This is a genomic window from Streptomyces sp. NPDC000880 (assembly GCF_053599675.1).
This window is the reverse complement of sequence record NZ_JBSFMS010000152.1, coordinates 1-16581: the sequence shown is the minus strand read 5'-3', so window position 1 is coordinate 16581 and position 16581 is coordinate 1. Positions and strand designations below refer to the sequence as shown.

Genomic DNA, 16581 nt, shown 5'->3' with positions numbered 1-16581 from the left:
ACAGTTGGGGGCCCGCGTCCACACTCTCGGGAGAGGTAACCAGCCCGGCGGTCCGTACCGCCCGTTCCCGCTTCGGAAGGTGACGCCCGTGAAGTCGTCGTAGTGGAAACCAGGCGCCACGATGCATGTCACCAGGACCGGCTCGGTGCCTGCGGGTTCCGCCGCCTGCCAGGTGTTCGCGGGGACAAGGAGCTGGGGCTGTTCGCCCGACTCCACCGACGGGCCCAGGGTGAGCGTCTCGGTCGCCGAAGGCTTCTCGGCCGTGCCGCCGAGGTGCAGGTGGATCGGGCCGCCGCGGTGCCAGAGCCAGAGTTCGTCGGAGCGTACGCGGTGCCAGCGCGAGCTCTCGCCGGGGTGCAGCAGGAAGTAGATGCCGGTGGCGTACGGCCGCGGACCGGGATAGCCGCGCGGGGTCGTCGAGCCCGCCGTCTGCCAGGTCTGCCTGAACCAGCCGCCTTCCACGTGCGGTTCGAGGCCGAGGAGCGGGACCAGAGGGGATGTCGGTTCGGTCATGGGCCCATTCTCGTACCAGGCGGGTGACGTCTCTGGTCAGTTGCGGTACCCGGAGGTAGCTTCCCGGCCATGACTGGGACGCCCACGCCGATCCCCGTCGAGCAACTGCGATTCGCCGTGCACGCCCAGGTGCACAGCTCCCGGCCCGAGGTCGTCGCCGTCGCGCACACCCACTCCGTGCACGGGTGGGCGCTGTCCGCGCTCGGTGAGCTGGTCGAGCCGATCACACAGGAAGCGTGCGCCTTCTACGAGGACCACGCCCTGGTCGACCGGGATACGGGCGTGGTCGTCGACCAGGAGGAGGGGCGTCGGATCGCCGGCGCCCTCGGCGCGTACAAGGCCGTCGTCCTGCGCAATCACGGGCTGCTGACCGTCGGCGACTCGGTCGACGCCGCGGCCTGGTGGTTCATCTCCATGGAGCGCTGCGCCCAGGTACAGCTCGCGGCGAGGGCGGCGGGCAAGCCCCTGATGATCGAGCATCGGGACGCGGTGGCCACCCGCGAGCAGCTCGGCAGCGATCTGGTCGCATGGATCAACTACCAGCCCCTGTGGCGGCAGATCAGCCAGGCGGAACCCGATCTGCTGCATTGGCGAAGCAGTTGCAGAGCAGTGAGGGGTCAATCGGGCACCGGCACGTTCACCCCCTGTAGCCTCGGGCGCCGGGGCGTGCGCCTCTTTCGTACGGCACAATTCCCAGGAATCACACGGAAGTTCAGTTGGTACGAGGCGGGGAAGGCGGCGTTCGCTCGTGGCGGTGCAAGAAGCGGGACAGTGCGACGAATGTACGCACGGCGCGCGCGAAGGGCATCGGCGAGCAGTGGCCGAATTCCTCGCCAAGCGGGACGAGTTTGCCGCCGGGCAGGGGCTGCCGGCCGCCGTCGCCCACTCGCCGGGCGCCTCGCGCCAGTGGGTGTCGGACGAGCTGACCCAGTCGGCCCGCACGGTCGCCGACCGCAGCCGTGAGGCCGGTGAGGCGTGGCTCCAACTGGTATGGCAGCGATCGTTGTTGGCCGTCTGGGCGGCCTTCGCCGCTCTCGCGCTGGGGCAGATCGTGACCGCGATCGGCGGGGGCTGGACCGGCGCCCGCACCTCCGGGCTGCTCGCCGCGTTCGTCGTCGGCTCCCTGCTGAGCGGCGCAGCCCGCCTGCACCGGTCGCGCGGCGGCCTTCTCGCCCCGCTGATCGGCGAGGACAACCGCCTCTCCACCTCGCGCGCCGTCGCCACCGGCTGGGTGCTGCTCGTCGTCTTCTCGGTGCTGGTGCTCGCCCTCCAGCTGGCCTGGGCCTCGTCCGCCGCCGACCGGGACGCGCTGATCGAAGGACTTGGCCTGGCCCGTGGCGCGGGCATGCTGTCCGTCCTCGCGCTCGTGTGCGCGATCGCCGTCGTCGTACGCCGCGTGGTGGCAGTACGCGTCACCGGCCAGCGGCTGCAGAAGATTCGCGCCGACCGGCCGCGCCTGGCGGATCTGCTCTGCGACGACAGCGGGCGCGGCAGCTTCGCGGATGCGCAGTACGCCCTGGTGAGCTCCGTCGCGGCGGTCTTCGCGCTGGTACGGCTCGCCCGCCGGCCCGAGCAGCTGCCCGATCTGCCGTGGGGGCTTGCCCTGCTGGTCGCGGTCTCGGCGGCGACGTACTTCGCGGCGAAGTACGCGGAGGGCGGCCGGCCGATCGTGCTCTCGGTCGTCCGGGCCCGCGAGCCCGGGGATCTGGACGCACCCATCCGTACTGGCGACGACATCGAGATCCGCGGCGCCGGCTTCGTACCTCCGGGCGCGGGCACGCCCGACCGGCTCGCCCGGATGGTCGTGCGCATCGGCGCGGTTCATGTCCATGTCCCGCTGATCCCGGTCCCCGGCGGCTTCGCCAATCCGACAGACACCGAACTCACCGTGCCGGTCCCGGTGGACGTCGAGCCGGGGCCGGTGAACATCCAGGTGGTGACGGCATCGGGGATGGAGAGCAACCGCTGCCTCATCGAGGTGACGGACTGACCCACCTGGCGCAACGGACCGATCCCGGCCTCTCTCCATGTCACAGAGTGAGCCGCACGACTGGTGAGCGGCTCAGCTTCGTCGTACGTATGGTCAGTTGACGGGTCAACCGAAGGCGGGACCAGTGATGACACACACATATCGGGCGATGGCCGACTACGGCACGGTAGACGGAAGGCGCCGCGGCTGGAAAGAGAGGGCGAGCCACTACGCCCTTCTGCCGCTTCGGTTCTTTCTCGGCGTGACCTTCATCTACGCGGGGATCGACAAGCTCACGGACAGTCAGTTCATGGCCGCGAGCGGGCAGGGCTCCGTCGGGGAGCTGATGCGCAGCGTGCGCGACACCTCCGCCGTGCCCGCTCTCGTCGACCTTGCGCTCAAGAGCCCCGAGGGCTTCGGCTACGCGATTGCCTTCGGTGAACTCGCCGTTGGCATCGGCACCCTCGTCGGGCTGCTGGCCCGGCTCGCCGCGCTCGGCGGGGCGCTCATCTCGCTGAGCCTGTGGCTGACGGTGAGCTGGCAGACCGAGCCGTACTACTACGGCAATGACCTCGCCTATTTGATGGCCTGGCTGCCGCTGGTGCTCGCCGGGGCCCCGTTCCTTTCGCTCGACGCCCTTCTGGCCGACCGGCGACGCCGAATGCCGTAGTGCGTCCAGGTCACCGCCCCGGCCAGGAACAGACCGCCGAAGACGACCGGGAAGACCACGAACCAGGGTGTCTGCCAGGAGTCGGCCGCATCGCCCGCGTACAGCAGCGCTGCGGCCAGCACGGCGAGGCCCGCGATCAGCTTGCCCGGCCGGAATTCATGCCGGAGTTCACGACGCGGCACGGGTCACCTCCACCTGTCCGATGCCCACTTCGAGGCGGAGTTCCAGCGTGCCCGACGGCTTCGCGCCGGCCGGCGCGGGCAGGGTGCTCTGCCGGTCCTGGCCGGGGGCGATATCGATGTCGTTCGCCGCGTCTGCGGGCAGCCGGATGTCGCCGATGCCCGCTTCGACCCGCAGCTCCACCGGCGTGTCCTTCGGTACCACGACCTTGAGCTGACCGGCCCCGACCTCTGCCCTCGTCGACACTGCCCGGCCGGCGGGGACGGAGAGGGAGGAGAGGTCGAGGGTCGCGACGCCGGAGCCGAGTTCGTATTGCCGCTGGACGGCGGCCACCGAGGCCGGCTTCCAGTCCGTACGCGCCCAGTGAGTGCTGATGTCCTTGGGAAGAGCGGCAGCTCCCGCCAGCAGACCCGCCGTGATCATCGTCATCGTGATCGTGCCGAAGCCGGTACGGCCAAGCAGCGCGCTGACCAGCAGGCCGAGCCCGAACACCGAAAGCGCGCAGGCAAGACCGATCTGCAGACTCGTGCCAAGCGGACTGCCGTCCCAGCTGAGCCCCGTGCCGAGGCCGCCCGCGAGGAGGGCGAGGAGGAAGACGGTGCCGCCGATTCCGCGCGGCCCGCGCGTCTGCGGGGGAGCGGCTGACGTACGCCTCCGCGGCGGAGCGGCGGCCTCCGCGGCCGCCTGGGCCGCAGCGTCTTCCGGGCCCCACAGATAGCCGGTCGCCACCGGGCCCGTCGTGCCGTCCTTGATGATCGGGTCCCGCCACCAGGACGGGCTGTCGCGGACGGGCGGCGCCTTCGTCTCGGGCGGCGCCTCGGCCACCGCGTGCGCCGTCGCGGTGTACGGCAGCGCGCCGGCGGGGGCGGCGATACTGCGGCGCTGCGACCACACGGCCGCGCCGACGACCGCGACCGAGAGGAGGGCGGCGAAGGCAAGCGTCCCGCCGCTTCCCATCATGGACAGGAACAGTCCGCAGCCGATCAGGGCGAGGAGCACGGCCGTCAGCGACGCGCCCTCCACCCGGCCCGACAGCAGGCGACGCGCCTCGTTCTCCTCCTCGTCCTCGAAGGGGATCAGCAGCCAGGCGAAGCCGTAGAAGATCAGGCCGATGCCACCGGTCACGGAGAGCACACCGATCACGATCCTGAAGATCACCGGGTCTATGTCGCAGTACCGGCCGAGCCCGCCGCAGACACCCGCCACAACCTTCTGGTTCGGGGCGCGGCGCAGCGGCTGCGCCTCGGGTCGCGCCTCGGGCGGCGCGTTCGGTTGCGCAGGAGGCGGAGTGGTCGGCTGTGTCATACGTCCATGGTGACGGGCCCCGCGCCGGGACGGCACCCACGCCGACCCTGGCCCTTCCCTGATATCGGCCCGGCCGCGGGCCCCGGCTTTCAGGGTCGGTTTAGGGGACGACCCTGATACAACGGCCCGCCTCTGCATGTGACGATCGGGGCATGCCAGTCGCCACGCCCCGATCCGCCGGACCCTCCCGCGCCCCCGCGCCGGAGGAGCAGCCGCTGCGCAAGCTGTACCGCAGCGCCGACGGCCGGATGCTCGGTGGTGTGGCGCGCGGCCTTGCCGGGCACCTGGGACTGCCCGTCATCTGGGTCCGCCTCGTCTTCCTGGGCCTGTTCATGGCCGATGGCCTCGGCGTGCTGCTGTACGCCGTCTTCTGGATCGTCGTGCCGCTCGGCGTCGGCGGCAGGGCCGCCGAGCCGCGTTCCGTGTTCGAGGCCACGCCGGACGGCAGGCGCCGACTGCGCAAGCCCGACAAGGGACAGCTCTTCGCGATGGTCGCGCTGCTCGTCGGCGCCGCGATCTTCGCCGGCAATGTCGACATGGGCAGCAACACCAACCGCTATGTCTGGCCGACGCTGTTGATCGGCGCCGGTGTGGTGCTGGTGTGGCGGCAGGCGGACAACGCCCGCCGTGCCCGCTGGGCCACCCTGTCGACGGGTGGCCGCCGCCGCAGGCTGCTGCAACTGGGCCGCGCGCTCGCGGGCGTCGCCCTGGTCGGCATGGGCCTCACCGTCTTCATGGTGGTACGCGGCTCCGCCGCCCAGCTCGGCAACGTACTGACCGCGGCTATCGCCGTCATCGCCGGTGTCGCCCTGCTCGCCGGCCCCTGGCTGGTGCGGATGACCCAGGACCTCTCGGAGGAGCGGACGATGCGCATCCGCGCCCAGGAACGGGCGGAGGTCGCCGCGCACGTCCATGACTCCGTACTGCACACCCTCACCCTGATCCAGCGGAACGCCGACGAAGCGGGCGAAGTACGCCGCCTCGCCCGCGCCCAGGAGCGCGAGCTGCGGAACTGGCTCTACAAGCCGGAGGGCACCGGCAAGGACGAGGACGAGGAACCGGACACGTTCGCCGAGGCGGTGAAGAAGGCCGCGGCCGAGGTCGAGGACAAGCACGGCGTACCGCTGGAAGTCGTGGTCGTCGGCGACTGCCCGCTGGACGAGAAACTGGCCGCACAGATGCAAGCCGCACGCGAGGCAATGGTCAATGCGGCCAAGTACGGTGGCGAGGGCGGGGCCGTCCAGGTCTACGCCGAGGTCGAGGGCCGCACGGTCTTCGTGTCGGTACGGGACCGGGGGCCGGGCTTCGACCTGGATTCCGTCCCCGGCGACCGGATGGGCGTAAGAGAATCGATCATCGGCCGGATGCAGCGCAACGGCGGGACGGCACGGCTTCGCTCGGTGCCCGGCGGGGGCACCGAGGTCGAGCTGGAGATGGAGAGGGTGGGCGAATGACCGAGACCGAGGCTGCTGGAGAGACTGCCGAGCGGCACGTACGGGTCGTGCTCGTCGACGACCACCGGATGTTCCGCACCGGAGTGCAGGCCGAAATCGGCCAGACCGACCGCACCGGCGTCGAAGTGGTCGGCGAGGCCGCCGACGTCGACCAGGCGGTCACCGTGATCACGGCGACCCGGCCCGAGGTCGTCCTGCTGGATGTACATCTGCCGGGCGGCGGTGGAGTGCAGGTGCTGCGCCGCTGCGCCTCGCTGATGGCGGCGTCTGCGAACCCGGTGCGCTTCCTGGCGCTGTCCGTCTCCGACGCGGCCGAGGACGTGATCGGAGTGATCCGGGGCGGCGCCCGCGGCTATGTCACCAAAACGATCACGGGCACGGATCTGGTCGACTCGATCTTCCGCGTGCAGGACGGGGACGCGGTGTTCTCGCCGCGTCTGGCGGGCTTCGTGCTGGACGCTTTCGCCTCGACGGACGCGCCGCCGGTGGACGAGGACCTCGATCGGCTCACCCAGCGGGAGCGCGAGGTGCTGCGGCTGATCGCGCGGGGTTACGCGTACAAGGAAATCGCGAAGCAGCTGTTCATCTCGGTGAAGACGGTGGAGTCGCATGTGTCGGCGGTGCTGCGGAAGTTGCAGCTCTCGAACCGGCACGAGCTGACGCGGTGGGCGACGGCCCGTCGTCTGGTTTAGGCTCCTTCGTGAGGTAACTGGTACATAGCCGGGCAACCGTCCAAGCCATGTTCACCTCTTCGCGCACGGCGCGGCCGTCAGCTTCTCCGGCTACAACGACCCGGCCGCCGAGCCCCGCTCGCTGACGGCCGTGGACGGGTTCTGACCCGGCCGGCTTACGCGGGGCGGGTCGCGGCGGCGAAGGGCATCTCGTCGATCGGCGCGACGCGGACCGGGGCGCCTGGGCGCGGGGCGTGGATCATCTGGCCGCCGCCGATGTACAGGCCGACGTGGCTGACGCCGGAGTAGAAGAACACCAGGTCACCGGGGGCGAGTTGGGAACGGGATACCCGTCGGCCCGCGTTGATCTGCGTGTACGTGGTGCGGGGCAGCGAGATCCCCGCGGAGCCCCAGGCGGCCTGGGTGAGCCCGGAACAGTCGAAGGAGCCGGGCCCGGTCGCGCCCCAGACGTACGGCTTGCCGAGCGCTCCGTAGGCGTACGCGACGGCTTGGGCGGCACGGGAGTTGGGGGCCTTGAGGGAGCCGCGGGAGCCGGCTGACCGGTCGGCACGCGTGTCCGCGGGGCTTTCCGCACCGTTCCAGCTGTCGTACGAGGCGCGCTGCTCGGCGGTGAGCTCGGCGAGGAGGCGTTCGGCGGCCGCGAGCTTGTTTTGGACGGTGGCCTTGTGCTTTGCCAGCTCGGTCTGCCGGGCCTTGAGACCGTCCATGCGCTCGGCCGCCTCGGCCCTCAACCGGGCGATCTCCACGAGCTGTTGGTGCACACCGCCGATGGCGTCCGCCTGCCGTGTGCCGACCCGCTCGACGAGCGCGGCCCGCTCCAGATACTCGTCGGGGTCGGAGGTGAGGGCGAGCTGCAACCCCGGGTCGATGCCGCCGGCGCGGTACTGGGCGGTGGCGATCGAACCGAGGGCGTTGCGTGAGGTGTTGAGCCGCTCGGTCCTGCGGGCTGCCTCCTCGCGCAGTGAGTCCAGCGACGCGCGGGCCTTCGCGGTCTGCTCCTTGGCTCCGTTGTACTTCTCGGTGGCGGCCTCCGCCTCCTGGTAGAGCTTGTCGACCTTGGCCTTGATCTGTGCGGGAGTGAGACGGGGCTCGGCCTGCCCGGTGCCGTCGAACGCGGTGGCGGTCGCTGCGCCGGCGAGCGCGAGGGTGGCGGCGGTCCGGGCGGCCGGCCCGCTGAGCGGATGCTGCTTGGGTTTCCGGTGCGCTGCCACGAGGGCGTCCACGTCCTTCCGTCTTCCCCGCGGTCCGAGTCCGAGGCTGAATCCGACGCCCGATCCGACGCCGTGTCCGCCGCGTCCGCCGAATCCGACGGCGGTCCGCACGGGGGGAGCGGTCCGCCGCCGGATCTCTCGGCGGGGGTGGCCGACTGCCGCCCGGGAGCCCGGCGGCGGTGGGGAGTCGGTCACCTGAGAAGGACGCTAAACCTGAGAGTCACGGGAATGAGGCGTGGACCGGTACTGCCCGAAGCTGGATATGTGGGTGCGCTTTCTGACAGCGGGACCGACGGTGCCGGCTCGGTTTCCCGTGCAGCGGTGACCGATGCGGCGAATGAGCCGCACCTGCCCGGAGAGCGGTGGTATGGGGAGGGCTAGGCTCCGCGACATGGACGTACTCATCAATGTCTTCGTCGCCCTGCACATCATCGGCATCGCGTCACTACTCGGCGGCTTCCTCACCCAGATGAAGGCGATGGCCGCGGGAACGGCCCGCTTCACCCCGGCGATGCTGCACGGCGCGCTGACCATGCTGATCACGGGCGTGGCACTGGTGGGCCTGAACCAGGCGGACGACCAGCCGGTGAACAACCTGAAGGTCGGCATCAAGCTGGCGGTGCTGGTTGTGATCCTGGGCCTGGTGTACGTCAAGCGGGACGAGGAGAAGGTGGAGAAGGCGCTGTTCGGTGCGGTGGGCGGGCTGACGGTCGCGAACATCTTCATCGCGACGCTCTGGACGTGAGCCGGGCGTGAGCCGGGCATAGGCTGGAATGAGCTGGACATGAGAACGCCCGGGCGCCGCTGTCGGCCCGGGCGTTCGTGCGTTGACCGGTCCTCAGGCCGGGCGCACGCTGCCGTAGATCGGCATGTAGTAGATCGATTCCTCTCGGACGTTCGCACCCGGCTTGGGCGCGTGGATCATCTTGCCGTCGCCGATGTAGATGCCGACGTGGCTGATGTCGTCGTAGAAGAAGACCAGGTCACCGGGGAGCAGATCCTTCGGCGCGACCCGCTCGCCCACCTCCACCTGGTCCCAGGTGGTGCGCGGCAGGTCCACGCCCGCCGCCTTCCAGGCGGCCTGGGTCAGTCCCGAGCAGTCGTAGGAGCTCGGGCCCGATGCTCCCCAGACGTACGGCTTGCCAATCTGGGAGCGGGCGAAGGACAGGACCTTCTCGGCCTTCGCCGCGTACGTGGCGCCGCCCGCGGAGCCGGAGCCGGTGCCCGCCCCGGTGCCCGTGCCGCCGTCCTGGTTCTGTTCCTGGCGCCGCTCGGCCTCCGCCCTGGCGCGGGCCTCCTCCTGGGCCTTGGCCTCGGCCTTGCGGCGGGCCTCTTCCTCCTTCTTGCGCTCGATCGCCGCAAGCCGCGCCTTCTCCTCGGCCGTCAGCTTCGACAGCAGCGTGCGCGCCTCGCCGAGCTTCGCCTGGACGTCCTGCTTGCTGGTGCGCAGGGCGTGTTGGGAGCGGGTGAGCGACTCGAGGCTCTTCGTCGCCTCCGCGCGCTGCTCGGTGGCCGCCGCCCGCTGGGTCTCATAGTCCGTGATCGCGCTGCGCTGACGGTCGGTCAGCCGGCTCATCAGCTGCGTCTGGTCGAAGTAGGCCTCCGGGCTGTCCGCGAAGAGCAGCGCGGCGGTCGGGGTGACCGCGCCCGTGCGGTACTGCGCGGCCGCGTAGTTGCCCAGCGCCCGCCGCGACTCGTTCAGCTTGTCCGTGCGCTTGGCGGCGTCGTCGAGCAGCTGGTCGACCTCGCGGCGCTTCTCCGCGGTCGCTTCCTTGGCCTTGTTGTACTTCTGGGTCGCCGTGCCGGCCTGCCGGTACAGGTCGTCGACCTTTTTCTGCACCTCTTCGACGGAGGGCTTCGGCTCAGCGGGTGCGGCGTTGGCGCTCTGCGTGGACAGCAGGGTGACCGAGGCGAGGGCTGCCGTCGTGAACCCGACGGCGGGGGAGGTCTTAACGGTTCGACTTCGCGTTTTGCGATGCGACGCCAAGGCCGACATCTCCTTCTTCCGTGGACCGCCTACCGGGTTAGCTGTCGGGTTCGGGCGGAACGGAAGATCGCCCTACGGACCGAGTGAGGCAGGGTCCGATTCACCCCGGTTGTGCATAGTGGGTCCCCGGTTCCGAACTCTCTTGTGGAAAGCCCGAATTCGGCGCAGGCCGCCCGATTGGCGTGGATCGCCATGGGGGTACGGGCTGCCCTGGTGGAGCACGCTAGCCAACTCGTGTGGCTGCTGTGAAGGTTGATGTTCGAAATGCCCGATACGTTTTCGTGACCTTGGCGATCGGCGAACCGGTGCCCTCGTGTGATGACCCGGTGGCACGGGTCGATGACGGAGAGTGGCGGCTTCAAATCGTCCGCCCGTGTCGTCCGTCGTATCCCAATGCGGCGGCGAGCTGTCAGTGCGGCGGCCTAGACTCGTAGAGCGATGAGCAGCCTCTTTGACGACAGCTTCCTGGCGGACCTCCAGCCCAGCGCGGAGCACCACCCGCCGCCGCCCGAGGACTCGGCCCCGGAGGAGATCCCTGACGATCTCTTCCAGGGCGCTTACGACGTCCCCCCGGCCCGGGACCCGTACCACCGCGACGGCGCCCCGCGCACCGTCGTGGACCCCGCCACCCTGCTCGAGGGGCTGAACGAGCAGCAGCGTGCCGCCGTCGTGCACACCGGCTCGCCGCTGCTCATCGTGGCCGGGGCAGGGTCCGGCAAGACCCGGGTGCTGACCCACCGGATCGCGCATCTGCTGGGCACCCGCAGCGTCCACCCCGGCCAGATACTGGCGATCACGTTCACCAACAAGGCCGCCGGCGAGATGAAGGAGCGCGTCGAGCAGCTCGTAGGCCCGCGCGCCAACGCCATGTGGGTCATGACCTTCCACAGCGCCTGCGTCCGCATCCTGCGCCGGGAGTCCAAGAGGCTCGGCTTCACCTCGTCGTTCTCGATCTACGACGCCGCCGACTCCAAGCGCCTCATGGCCCTGGTCTGCCGTGATCTGGAACTCGATCCCAAGAAGTTCCCGCCGAAGTCCTTCAGCGCGAAGATCTCGAATCTGAAGAACGAGCTGATCGACGAGGAGACCTTCGCCGACCAGGCTGTCGACGGGTTCGAGAAGACGCTCGCCGAGGCGTACCGGATGTACCAGGCGAGGCTGCGCGAGGCCAATGCCCTGGACTTCGACGACATCATCATGACGACGGTGCATCTGCTGCAGGCGTTCCCGGACGTCGCCGAGCACTACCAGCGCCGGTTCCGCCATGTCCTGGTGGACGAGTACCAGGACACCAACCACGCTCAGTACACACTCGTACGCGAGCTGGTGGGTCCCTCGGGCCCGGATGACGACCCGGCCGAGCTCTGCGTCGTCGGCGACGCCGACCAGTCGATCTACGCCTTCCGCGGCGCGACCATCCGCAACATCCTCCAGTTCGAGGAGGACTACCCGGACGCGACGACGATCCTGCTGGAGCAGAACTACCGCTCCACGCAGACGATCCTCTCCGCCGCCAACGCCGTCATCGAGCGCAACGAAAGCCGCCGCCCGAAGAACCTGTGGACCAACGCCGGCGCCGGCGCGCAGATCACCGGCTATGTCGCCGACACCGAGCACGACGAGGCGCAGTTCGTCGCCGACGAGATCGACCGGCTGACGGACGCCGGCGACGCGAAGGCCGGCGACGTCGCGGTCTTCTACCGTACGAACGCCCAGTCCCGTGTTTTCGAAGAGATCTTCATCCGGGTGGGACTGCCGTACAAGGTCGTCGGCGGAGTGCGCTTCTACGAGCGCAAGGAGGTCCGGGACGTCCTCGCGTATCTGCGAGTTCTCGCCAATCCCGAGGACAATGTCCCGCTGCGCCGCATCCTCAACGTCCCCAAGCGCGGCATCGGCGACCGCGCCGAGGCGATGATCGACGCGCTCGCGCTGCGCGAGAAGATCACCTTCCCGCAGGCGCTGCGCCGCGTCGACGAGGCGTACGGCATGGCGGCCCGCTCGGCCAACGCCGTCAAGCGGTTCAACGTGCTGATGGAGGAGTTGCGTACGGTCGTCGAGTCGGGCGCCGGACCGGCCACCGTGCTCGAGGCCGTCCTGGAGCGGACCGGCTACCTCGCCGAGTTGCAGGCGTCGACCGATCCGCAGGACGAGACGCGCATCGAGAACCTGCAGGAACTGGCCGCCGTGGCCCTGGAGTTCGAGCAGGACCGCGCCGAGGAGGAAGGTGCGGGAACGCTCGCCGAGTTCCTTGAGCAGGTCGCGCTCGTCGCCGACTCCGACCAGATCCCGGACGAGGACGAGGACGGCTCCGGCGTCATCACACTGATGACGCTGCACACGGCGAAGGGCCTCGAGTTCCCGGTGGTGTTCCTGACGGGCATGGAGGACGGCGTCTTCCCGCACATGCGCGCCCTCGGCCAGGTGAAGGAGCTGGAGGAGGAGCGGCGGCTGGCGTACGTCGGCATCACACGCGCCCGCGAGCGCCTCTATCTGACGCGGTCGTCGATGCGCAGCGCCTGGGGCCAGCCCTCGTACAACCCGCCCTCGCGCTTCCTGGAGGAGATCCCGGGGCAGCACCTGCAGTGGAAGCGGACCGGTCCGATGGCCGCGCCCGCCGGTCCGACGTCCGGCATCGCCTCGTCGCTCTCGTCCTCGCGCTCACGCGTGGGCGGCGGTTCTTCTGGCTTCGCCACGCGGCGTACGACCGACAAGCCGGTGATCTCGCTGGCGGTCGGAGACCGGGTCACGCATGACCAGTTCGGCCTGGGGACCGTGGTGGGAGTGACGGGGCTGGGTGCGGACGCGCAGGCGACGATCGACTTCGGGGACACCAAGCCGAAGCGGCTGCTGCTGCGGTACGCGCCGGTCGAAAAGCTCTGATCGGTGCTTACGTCGGGTCGAGGCCGTGGCTGCGAAGCCACGGCAGCGGGTCGATCGCCGAGCCGCCGCCGGGCCGTACCTCGAAGTGGAGGTGCGGTCCGGTGGAGTTGCCGGAGTTGCCGGAGTACGCGATGACGTCACCGGCCTTGACCGAACCGGAGCGGATCTTGGTGCTGCTGAGGTGGCAGTACCAGGTCTCGGTGCCGTCGGGCGAGGTCACGATGGCCATGTTTCCGTAGGCGCTGTTCCACTGCGTACGGACTGTGCCGTCGGTCGCGGCCATCACCTCGGTGCCGTACGACACCGGGAAGTCGATGCCGGTGTGCACGGACATCCAGTTGACGCCGGCCTGGCCGTAGTATGCGCTCAGGCCTTCCCGCTGCACCGGCAGTACGAACTTGGGGCGCATCGCCTCGCGGCGCTTGGCCTCTTCGTCGCGCTTCTTCTTCTCCGCCTCCTGGCGCGCCTTCAGGTCGAGGCGTTCCTGGGTGCGCGACGCGCGGTCGCCGAAATCGCGGGCGTCGGCGCTGAGGGCGGCGAGCTGCGTGTCCATCTTGTTGTTGGCCGCGATCGCCTTGGGGGAGGACGGATCGGCCGCCTCCAGGTTGGTGTCGCCCTTGGTCTCGCCGCTGGTGCCGAGGCTGCCGACGGAGGCGGCGGCGATGCCGGCGACGCCCATCACGCAGGCGGAGGGCACGGCGACGGTGAGGAGCGCGGAGCGCTTCGCGGGGGTGCGGCGACGGCCGCGGGACCCGCCGGAACGGCGGACGGGGCGGGGGATGACGGCGGCGGCGAGGGGTTCGGGTTCCGGCGCCAGCTCGCCGCCGAGTTCGGCTTCCGCTTCTGGCTCGGCCTCTGCCTCGGGTTCAGGCTCGGCCTCGGCCTCGGCCTCGTACTGGTACTCCTCGTACTCGTACGTGAGGTCGGGCTGGAATTCCGGCTGGAAGTCAGGCTGGAATTCGGTGGAGAGGTCGGCGGGCCCCGCCGGACTGAAGTCCTGGTCCGGGATGAATTCATGCTCCGGCGTGAACTGTTGCGGTACGTGCGGCAGGATGGCTTCCGCGCCCGTGTTCCAGGCGGTGGCGTCGTACGTGCCGGTGTCGAAGGCGGGCCCCGTCCACTGTCCGGTGGTGTCGTACGCGAACGTGGCCGCGGCGGTTTCGTACTGACTCGTCTGCGCGGTCTGGTCCCACGCGGCGGCGTCCCACTGGCCCGTCGCGTCGTACTGCACCGCGGCGGCGTCGTAGTGGCCTGTGGCGTCGTACTGGGCGGTGCTGTCGTACTGCGCGTGAGTCTCGTACTGCGGGAATTGCTGCGTCTGCTGCGGCTGTTGTGCCTGCTGCGCGGCGTAGACGTCGTAACCGGAGGTCTGCTGCGCCCCGGTGTCCCACTGGGTGGTGTCGTACTGGCCGCTGTGAGCGGCTTCGTAACTGCCAGGAAGCGCACCGAAGAGCGGGTCGGTGTCAAAGCTGCCAGAGGTGTAACCGTCGTGTTCGGCGTACCCGGCGTGGGCGTGCTGGTCGTTCACCAACTTCTCTCTCGCCTCGGCAGCAGGACCTGGGTTCTGGGGCCGTCGAGCGCGGGTCCCAGAGGCAAAGCAGTGGCGCGACTGTACCTGGCGGTATGCGACGGCGACAATCTTCGGCAGGTTTTAGGCAATCAGGAAACGGGCATTCGGATGCCTTTCGGCGGACTGCGGGCACAGCTTTGGCTCTACGTTCGAAAAGTGTTCGACAATTCGTTACCTGGCCTGCTGGGCAGGGCGTGGTGGCGCGCGCCGTCGGGCCCGGACTCAGGCGACGGAGACGGCGCCGGATGCGCCGGTCGCCGGTTGGGTCGACTCCAGCGCCTGCCGGATGCCGGCCGCGACGGCCGGGTGGATCGGGAGCGCGAGATGCCCGACTCCGCTGACCTGTACGTTCTGCGCGATGAGGTCCTGGTGGTCGATGCAGGCCGTCTCGACCGGGACCATCAGCTGGTCGAGGTCACTCCAGAAACTCACGAAGCGAGTCCGGCAGCCGGGCGCGGGCATGCGCAGCTCCTCGATCACGGCGGATCCGGGGCGCATCTGGCGCACGATGGGGTGCGCGCTGGCGAGCGGGGCGACGCTGGTGCCCGAATGTGGGGTGCCGAGGGTGACAAGCGTGCGTACCCGATGGTCACCGCCCAGGCGCTGTACGTAATAGCGGGCGATCAGGCCGCCGAGACTGTGACCGACGATGTCGACCTCGGAGCGGCCCGTACGCGCGCAGATCTCCTCGATGTGCCGGCCGAGCAGCTCGGCGGCGGTGCGGATGTCGCAGGTCAGCGGGGAGTAATTGAGGCACTCGAGGTGCCGCCAGCCGTGCCGGGCGAGGGAGCGGCGCAGCAGTACGAACACGGAGCGGTTGTCCACGAAGCCATGGAGGAGCACCGCAGGCGGGCGGTCCGCGCCGGGCGTCGGGAGCTGGGGGTTCGGTCCTGGGGCGGGGTCCGGGTCGGGTTCGCGACGCTCCGGGACGAGGCCGGCGGGGTAGAGGAGCAGATGCCCGGCGAGGATCGCCAGCTCGAGGGTGGCGGCACGCAGCAGCACGGCCGGGATCCGTAGGTGTCGCACGGGGCGCAGACACGGCGAAAAGAAGGGAAAAGCCTTCATGGCCTACCTCCCGTACGGCACGCTGGAGGACGGCTTCGTCCCCCGTGTGCCCTCGTGGGCGCCACCCAGGCCTTGTGCCCCTGCCGGGCCAGTGCCGAAGGTGTCGCAGCGCCGTGCCGCGCGGCTGACGGCACGGGGCTACGAACCCTGATGCGGCTCCCGTAGCGATCGTCCCCGCGGTGGTGCGGCGTGTGTGCCGCGTGGTGCGGGTGCGACGCATAGCTAAGTTGTCCCATGTGTGATTTCCCCCTCGCGGCCCACCGTGAAACGGCGGGTTGCGGGATGCTGGAGATAACGTTCGTTCACTTTCCCGGGCCGCTGCGGTTCGGGTCCCCCCGCGCCCAGGGCGGCGCGGTCGGCATGCAGTCGGTATGCATCGGTATGCATCGGTAGGTGGAGGCAGTGATGGGTGTGACTGGTCCGATCCGCGTGGTAGTGGCCAAGCCGGGGCTCGACGGGCATGATCGCGGGGCCAAGGTGATCGCGCGGGCGCTGCGTGACGCGGGCATGGAGGTCATCTACACCGGTCTCCACCAGACCCCCGAGCAGATCGTGGACACGGCGATCCAGGAGGATGCGGACGCGATCGGCCTGTCCATCCTCTCCGGTGCGCACAACACGCTCTTCGCGAAGGTCATCGAGCTGCTGAAGGAGCGCGACGCGGAGGACATCAAGGTTTTCGGCGGCGGCATCATCCCGGAGGCGGACATCGCGCCGCTGAAGGAGAAGGGTGTCGCGGAGATCTTCACGCCGGGCGCGACGACGGCGTCGATCGTTGACTGGGTCAACGCAAACGTCCGCCAGCCCGCGGGTGCCTGACGCCGTCCGGCGACGCCGCGGTGCGTGACGCGGCGCCCGTGCCCTGGGTCCGCCGGTCTGCTCCGCCTGACGGCGGCGCCGGGCGTGACGCGGCGCCTGTCCCTTGCGTCCGCCGGCCTGCGGGCGCCTGACTGTGCCTGGCGCGCGGTGCCCGTCCGTGCGTCCGCCGGTCTAAGCCTCGATCCACCGGCGTGGTTTGAGAGTGATCTTCTGACCGGTTTCTGAGCCGGTTTCGGGTCGGTGGCCGTGGAGGCAGGTGGTATCCG

13 protein-coding genes, 1 pseudogene and 1 riboswitch are annotated in these 16581 nt (G+C 69.9%); of the genes and pseudogenes, 8 read left to right on the top strand and 6 right to left on the bottom strand.

Features of this window, described 5'->3' with window-relative positions; genetic code table 11:
- Nucleotides 1-513: cupin domain-containing protein (locus ACWDO5_RS31715; protein WP_450533936.1), on the bottom strand; the 513-nt coding region annotated here is incomplete at its 3' end.
- Between the two features lie 96 nt (nt 514-609).
- On the opposite strand from ACWDO5_RS31715, the pseudogene ACWDO5_RS31710 reads away from it, so the two are divergent.
- The 3 genes and pseudogenes from ACWDO5_RS31710 to ACWDO5_RS31700 form a co-directional block, all read left to right on the top strand.
- Nucleotides 610-1098: pseudogene (locus ACWDO5_RS31710) on the top strand (class II aldolase/adducin family protein); the annotation flags it as partial.
- 163 nt (nt 1099-1261) lie between these two features.
- Nucleotides 1262-2503, top strand: a complete 1242-nt coding sequence (locus ACWDO5_RS31705; RefSeq protein ID WP_450533934.1) for a hypothetical protein — start codon at nt 1262-1264, stop codon at nt 2501-2503.
- Nucleotides 2504-2630: 127 nt separating this feature from the next.
- Entirely contained in the window at nt 2631-3152 is a 522-nt protein-coding gene (locus tag ACWDO5_RS31700) for a DoxX family protein (RefSeq protein WP_450533932.1), read from the top strand.
- A 168-nt stretch (nt 3153-3320) separates the two neighbouring features.
- Here ACWDO5_RS31700 and ACWDO5_RS31695 read toward each other — a convergent pair whose 3' ends face one another.
- The gene (locus ACWDO5_RS31695; protein WP_450533931.1) at nt 3321-4637 is read right to left on the bottom strand and encodes a PspC domain-containing protein; all 1317 of its coding nucleotides are present in this window, start codon (nt 4635-4637) and stop codon (nt 3321-3323) included.
- Nucleotides 4638-4789: 152 nt separating this feature from the next.
- Here ACWDO5_RS31695 and ACWDO5_RS31690 point away from each other — a divergent pair, with 152 nt between their 5' ends.
- Entirely contained in the window at nt 4790-6091 is a 1302-nt protein-coding gene (locus ACWDO5_RS31690; RefSeq protein WP_450533929.1) for a PspC domain-containing protein, read from the top strand.
- On the top strand, nt 6088-6783 hold the full coding sequence (locus ACWDO5_RS31685) for a LuxR C-terminal-related transcriptional regulator (RefSeq protein WP_450533928.1): 696 nt from the start codon (nt 6088-6090) through the stop codon (nt 6781-6783). Before ACWDO5_RS31690 ends, ACWDO5_RS31685 begins: the two co-directional genes overlap by 4 nt.
- Nucleotides 6784-6938: 155 nt before the next feature.
- Here the strand turns inward: ACWDO5_RS31685 and ACWDO5_RS31680 are convergent, their stop codons facing one another.
- On the bottom strand, nt 6939-7994 hold the full coding sequence (locus ACWDO5_RS31680; protein ID WP_450533927.1) for an NlpC/P60 family protein: 1056 nt from the start codon (nt 7992-7994) through the stop codon (nt 6939-6941).
- A gap of 391 nt (nt 7995-8385) precedes the next feature.
- Here ACWDO5_RS31680 and ACWDO5_RS31675 point away from each other — a divergent pair, with 391 nt between their 5' ends.
- A complete protein-coding gene (locus ACWDO5_RS31675; RefSeq protein ID WP_450533925.1) occupies nt 8386-8739 on the top strand; it encodes a hypothetical protein in 354 nt (117 codons plus the stop codon).
- Nucleotides 8740-8832: 93 nt separating this feature from the next.
- Here the strand turns inward: ACWDO5_RS31675 and ACWDO5_RS31670 are convergent, their stop codons facing one another.
- Nucleotides 8833-9990, bottom strand: coding sequence for an NlpC/P60 family protein (locus ACWDO5_RS31670; RefSeq protein ID WP_450533924.1), 1158 nt, complete (start codon nt 9988-9990; stop codon nt 8833-8835).
- A gap of 2 nt (nt 9991-9992) precedes the next feature.
- Nucleotides 9993-10156: riboswitch (cyclic di-AMP (ydaO/yuaA leader) on the bottom strand.
- A gap of 263 nt (nt 10157-10419) precedes the next feature.
- Between ACWDO5_RS31670 and pcrA the strand changes: the two genes are divergently transcribed.
- Entirely contained in the window at nt 10420-12861 is a 2442-nt protein-coding gene (gene pcrA / locus ACWDO5_RS31665; RefSeq protein ID WP_450533923.1) for a DNA helicase PcrA, read from the top strand.
- Nucleotides 12862-12868: 7 nt separating this feature from the next.
- Here pcrA and ACWDO5_RS31660 read toward each other — a convergent pair whose 3' ends face one another.
- Nucleotides 12869-14389 carry a M23 family metallopeptidase gene (locus ACWDO5_RS31660; RefSeq protein WP_450533922.1) on the bottom strand — a complete coding sequence of 507 codons (1521 nt, stop codon included), beginning with the start codon at nt 14387-14389 and terminating at the stop codon, nt 12869-12871.
- Nucleotides 14390-14653: 264 nt separating this feature from the next.
- The gene (locus ACWDO5_RS31655; protein ID WP_450533920.1) at nt 14654-15496 is read right to left on the bottom strand and encodes an esterase/lipase family protein; all 843 of its coding nucleotides are present in this window, start codon (nt 15494-15496) and stop codon (nt 14654-14656) included.
- A gap of 405 nt (nt 15497-15901) precedes the next feature.
- Between ACWDO5_RS31655 and ACWDO5_RS31650 the strand changes: the two genes are divergently transcribed.
- On the top strand, nt 15902-16315 hold the full coding sequence (locus tag ACWDO5_RS31650; protein ID WP_307661610.1) for a cobalamin B12-binding domain-containing protein: 414 nt from the start codon (nt 15902-15904) through the stop codon (nt 16313-16315).
- The last annotated feature ends 266 nt before the right edge of the window (nt 16316-16581 follow it).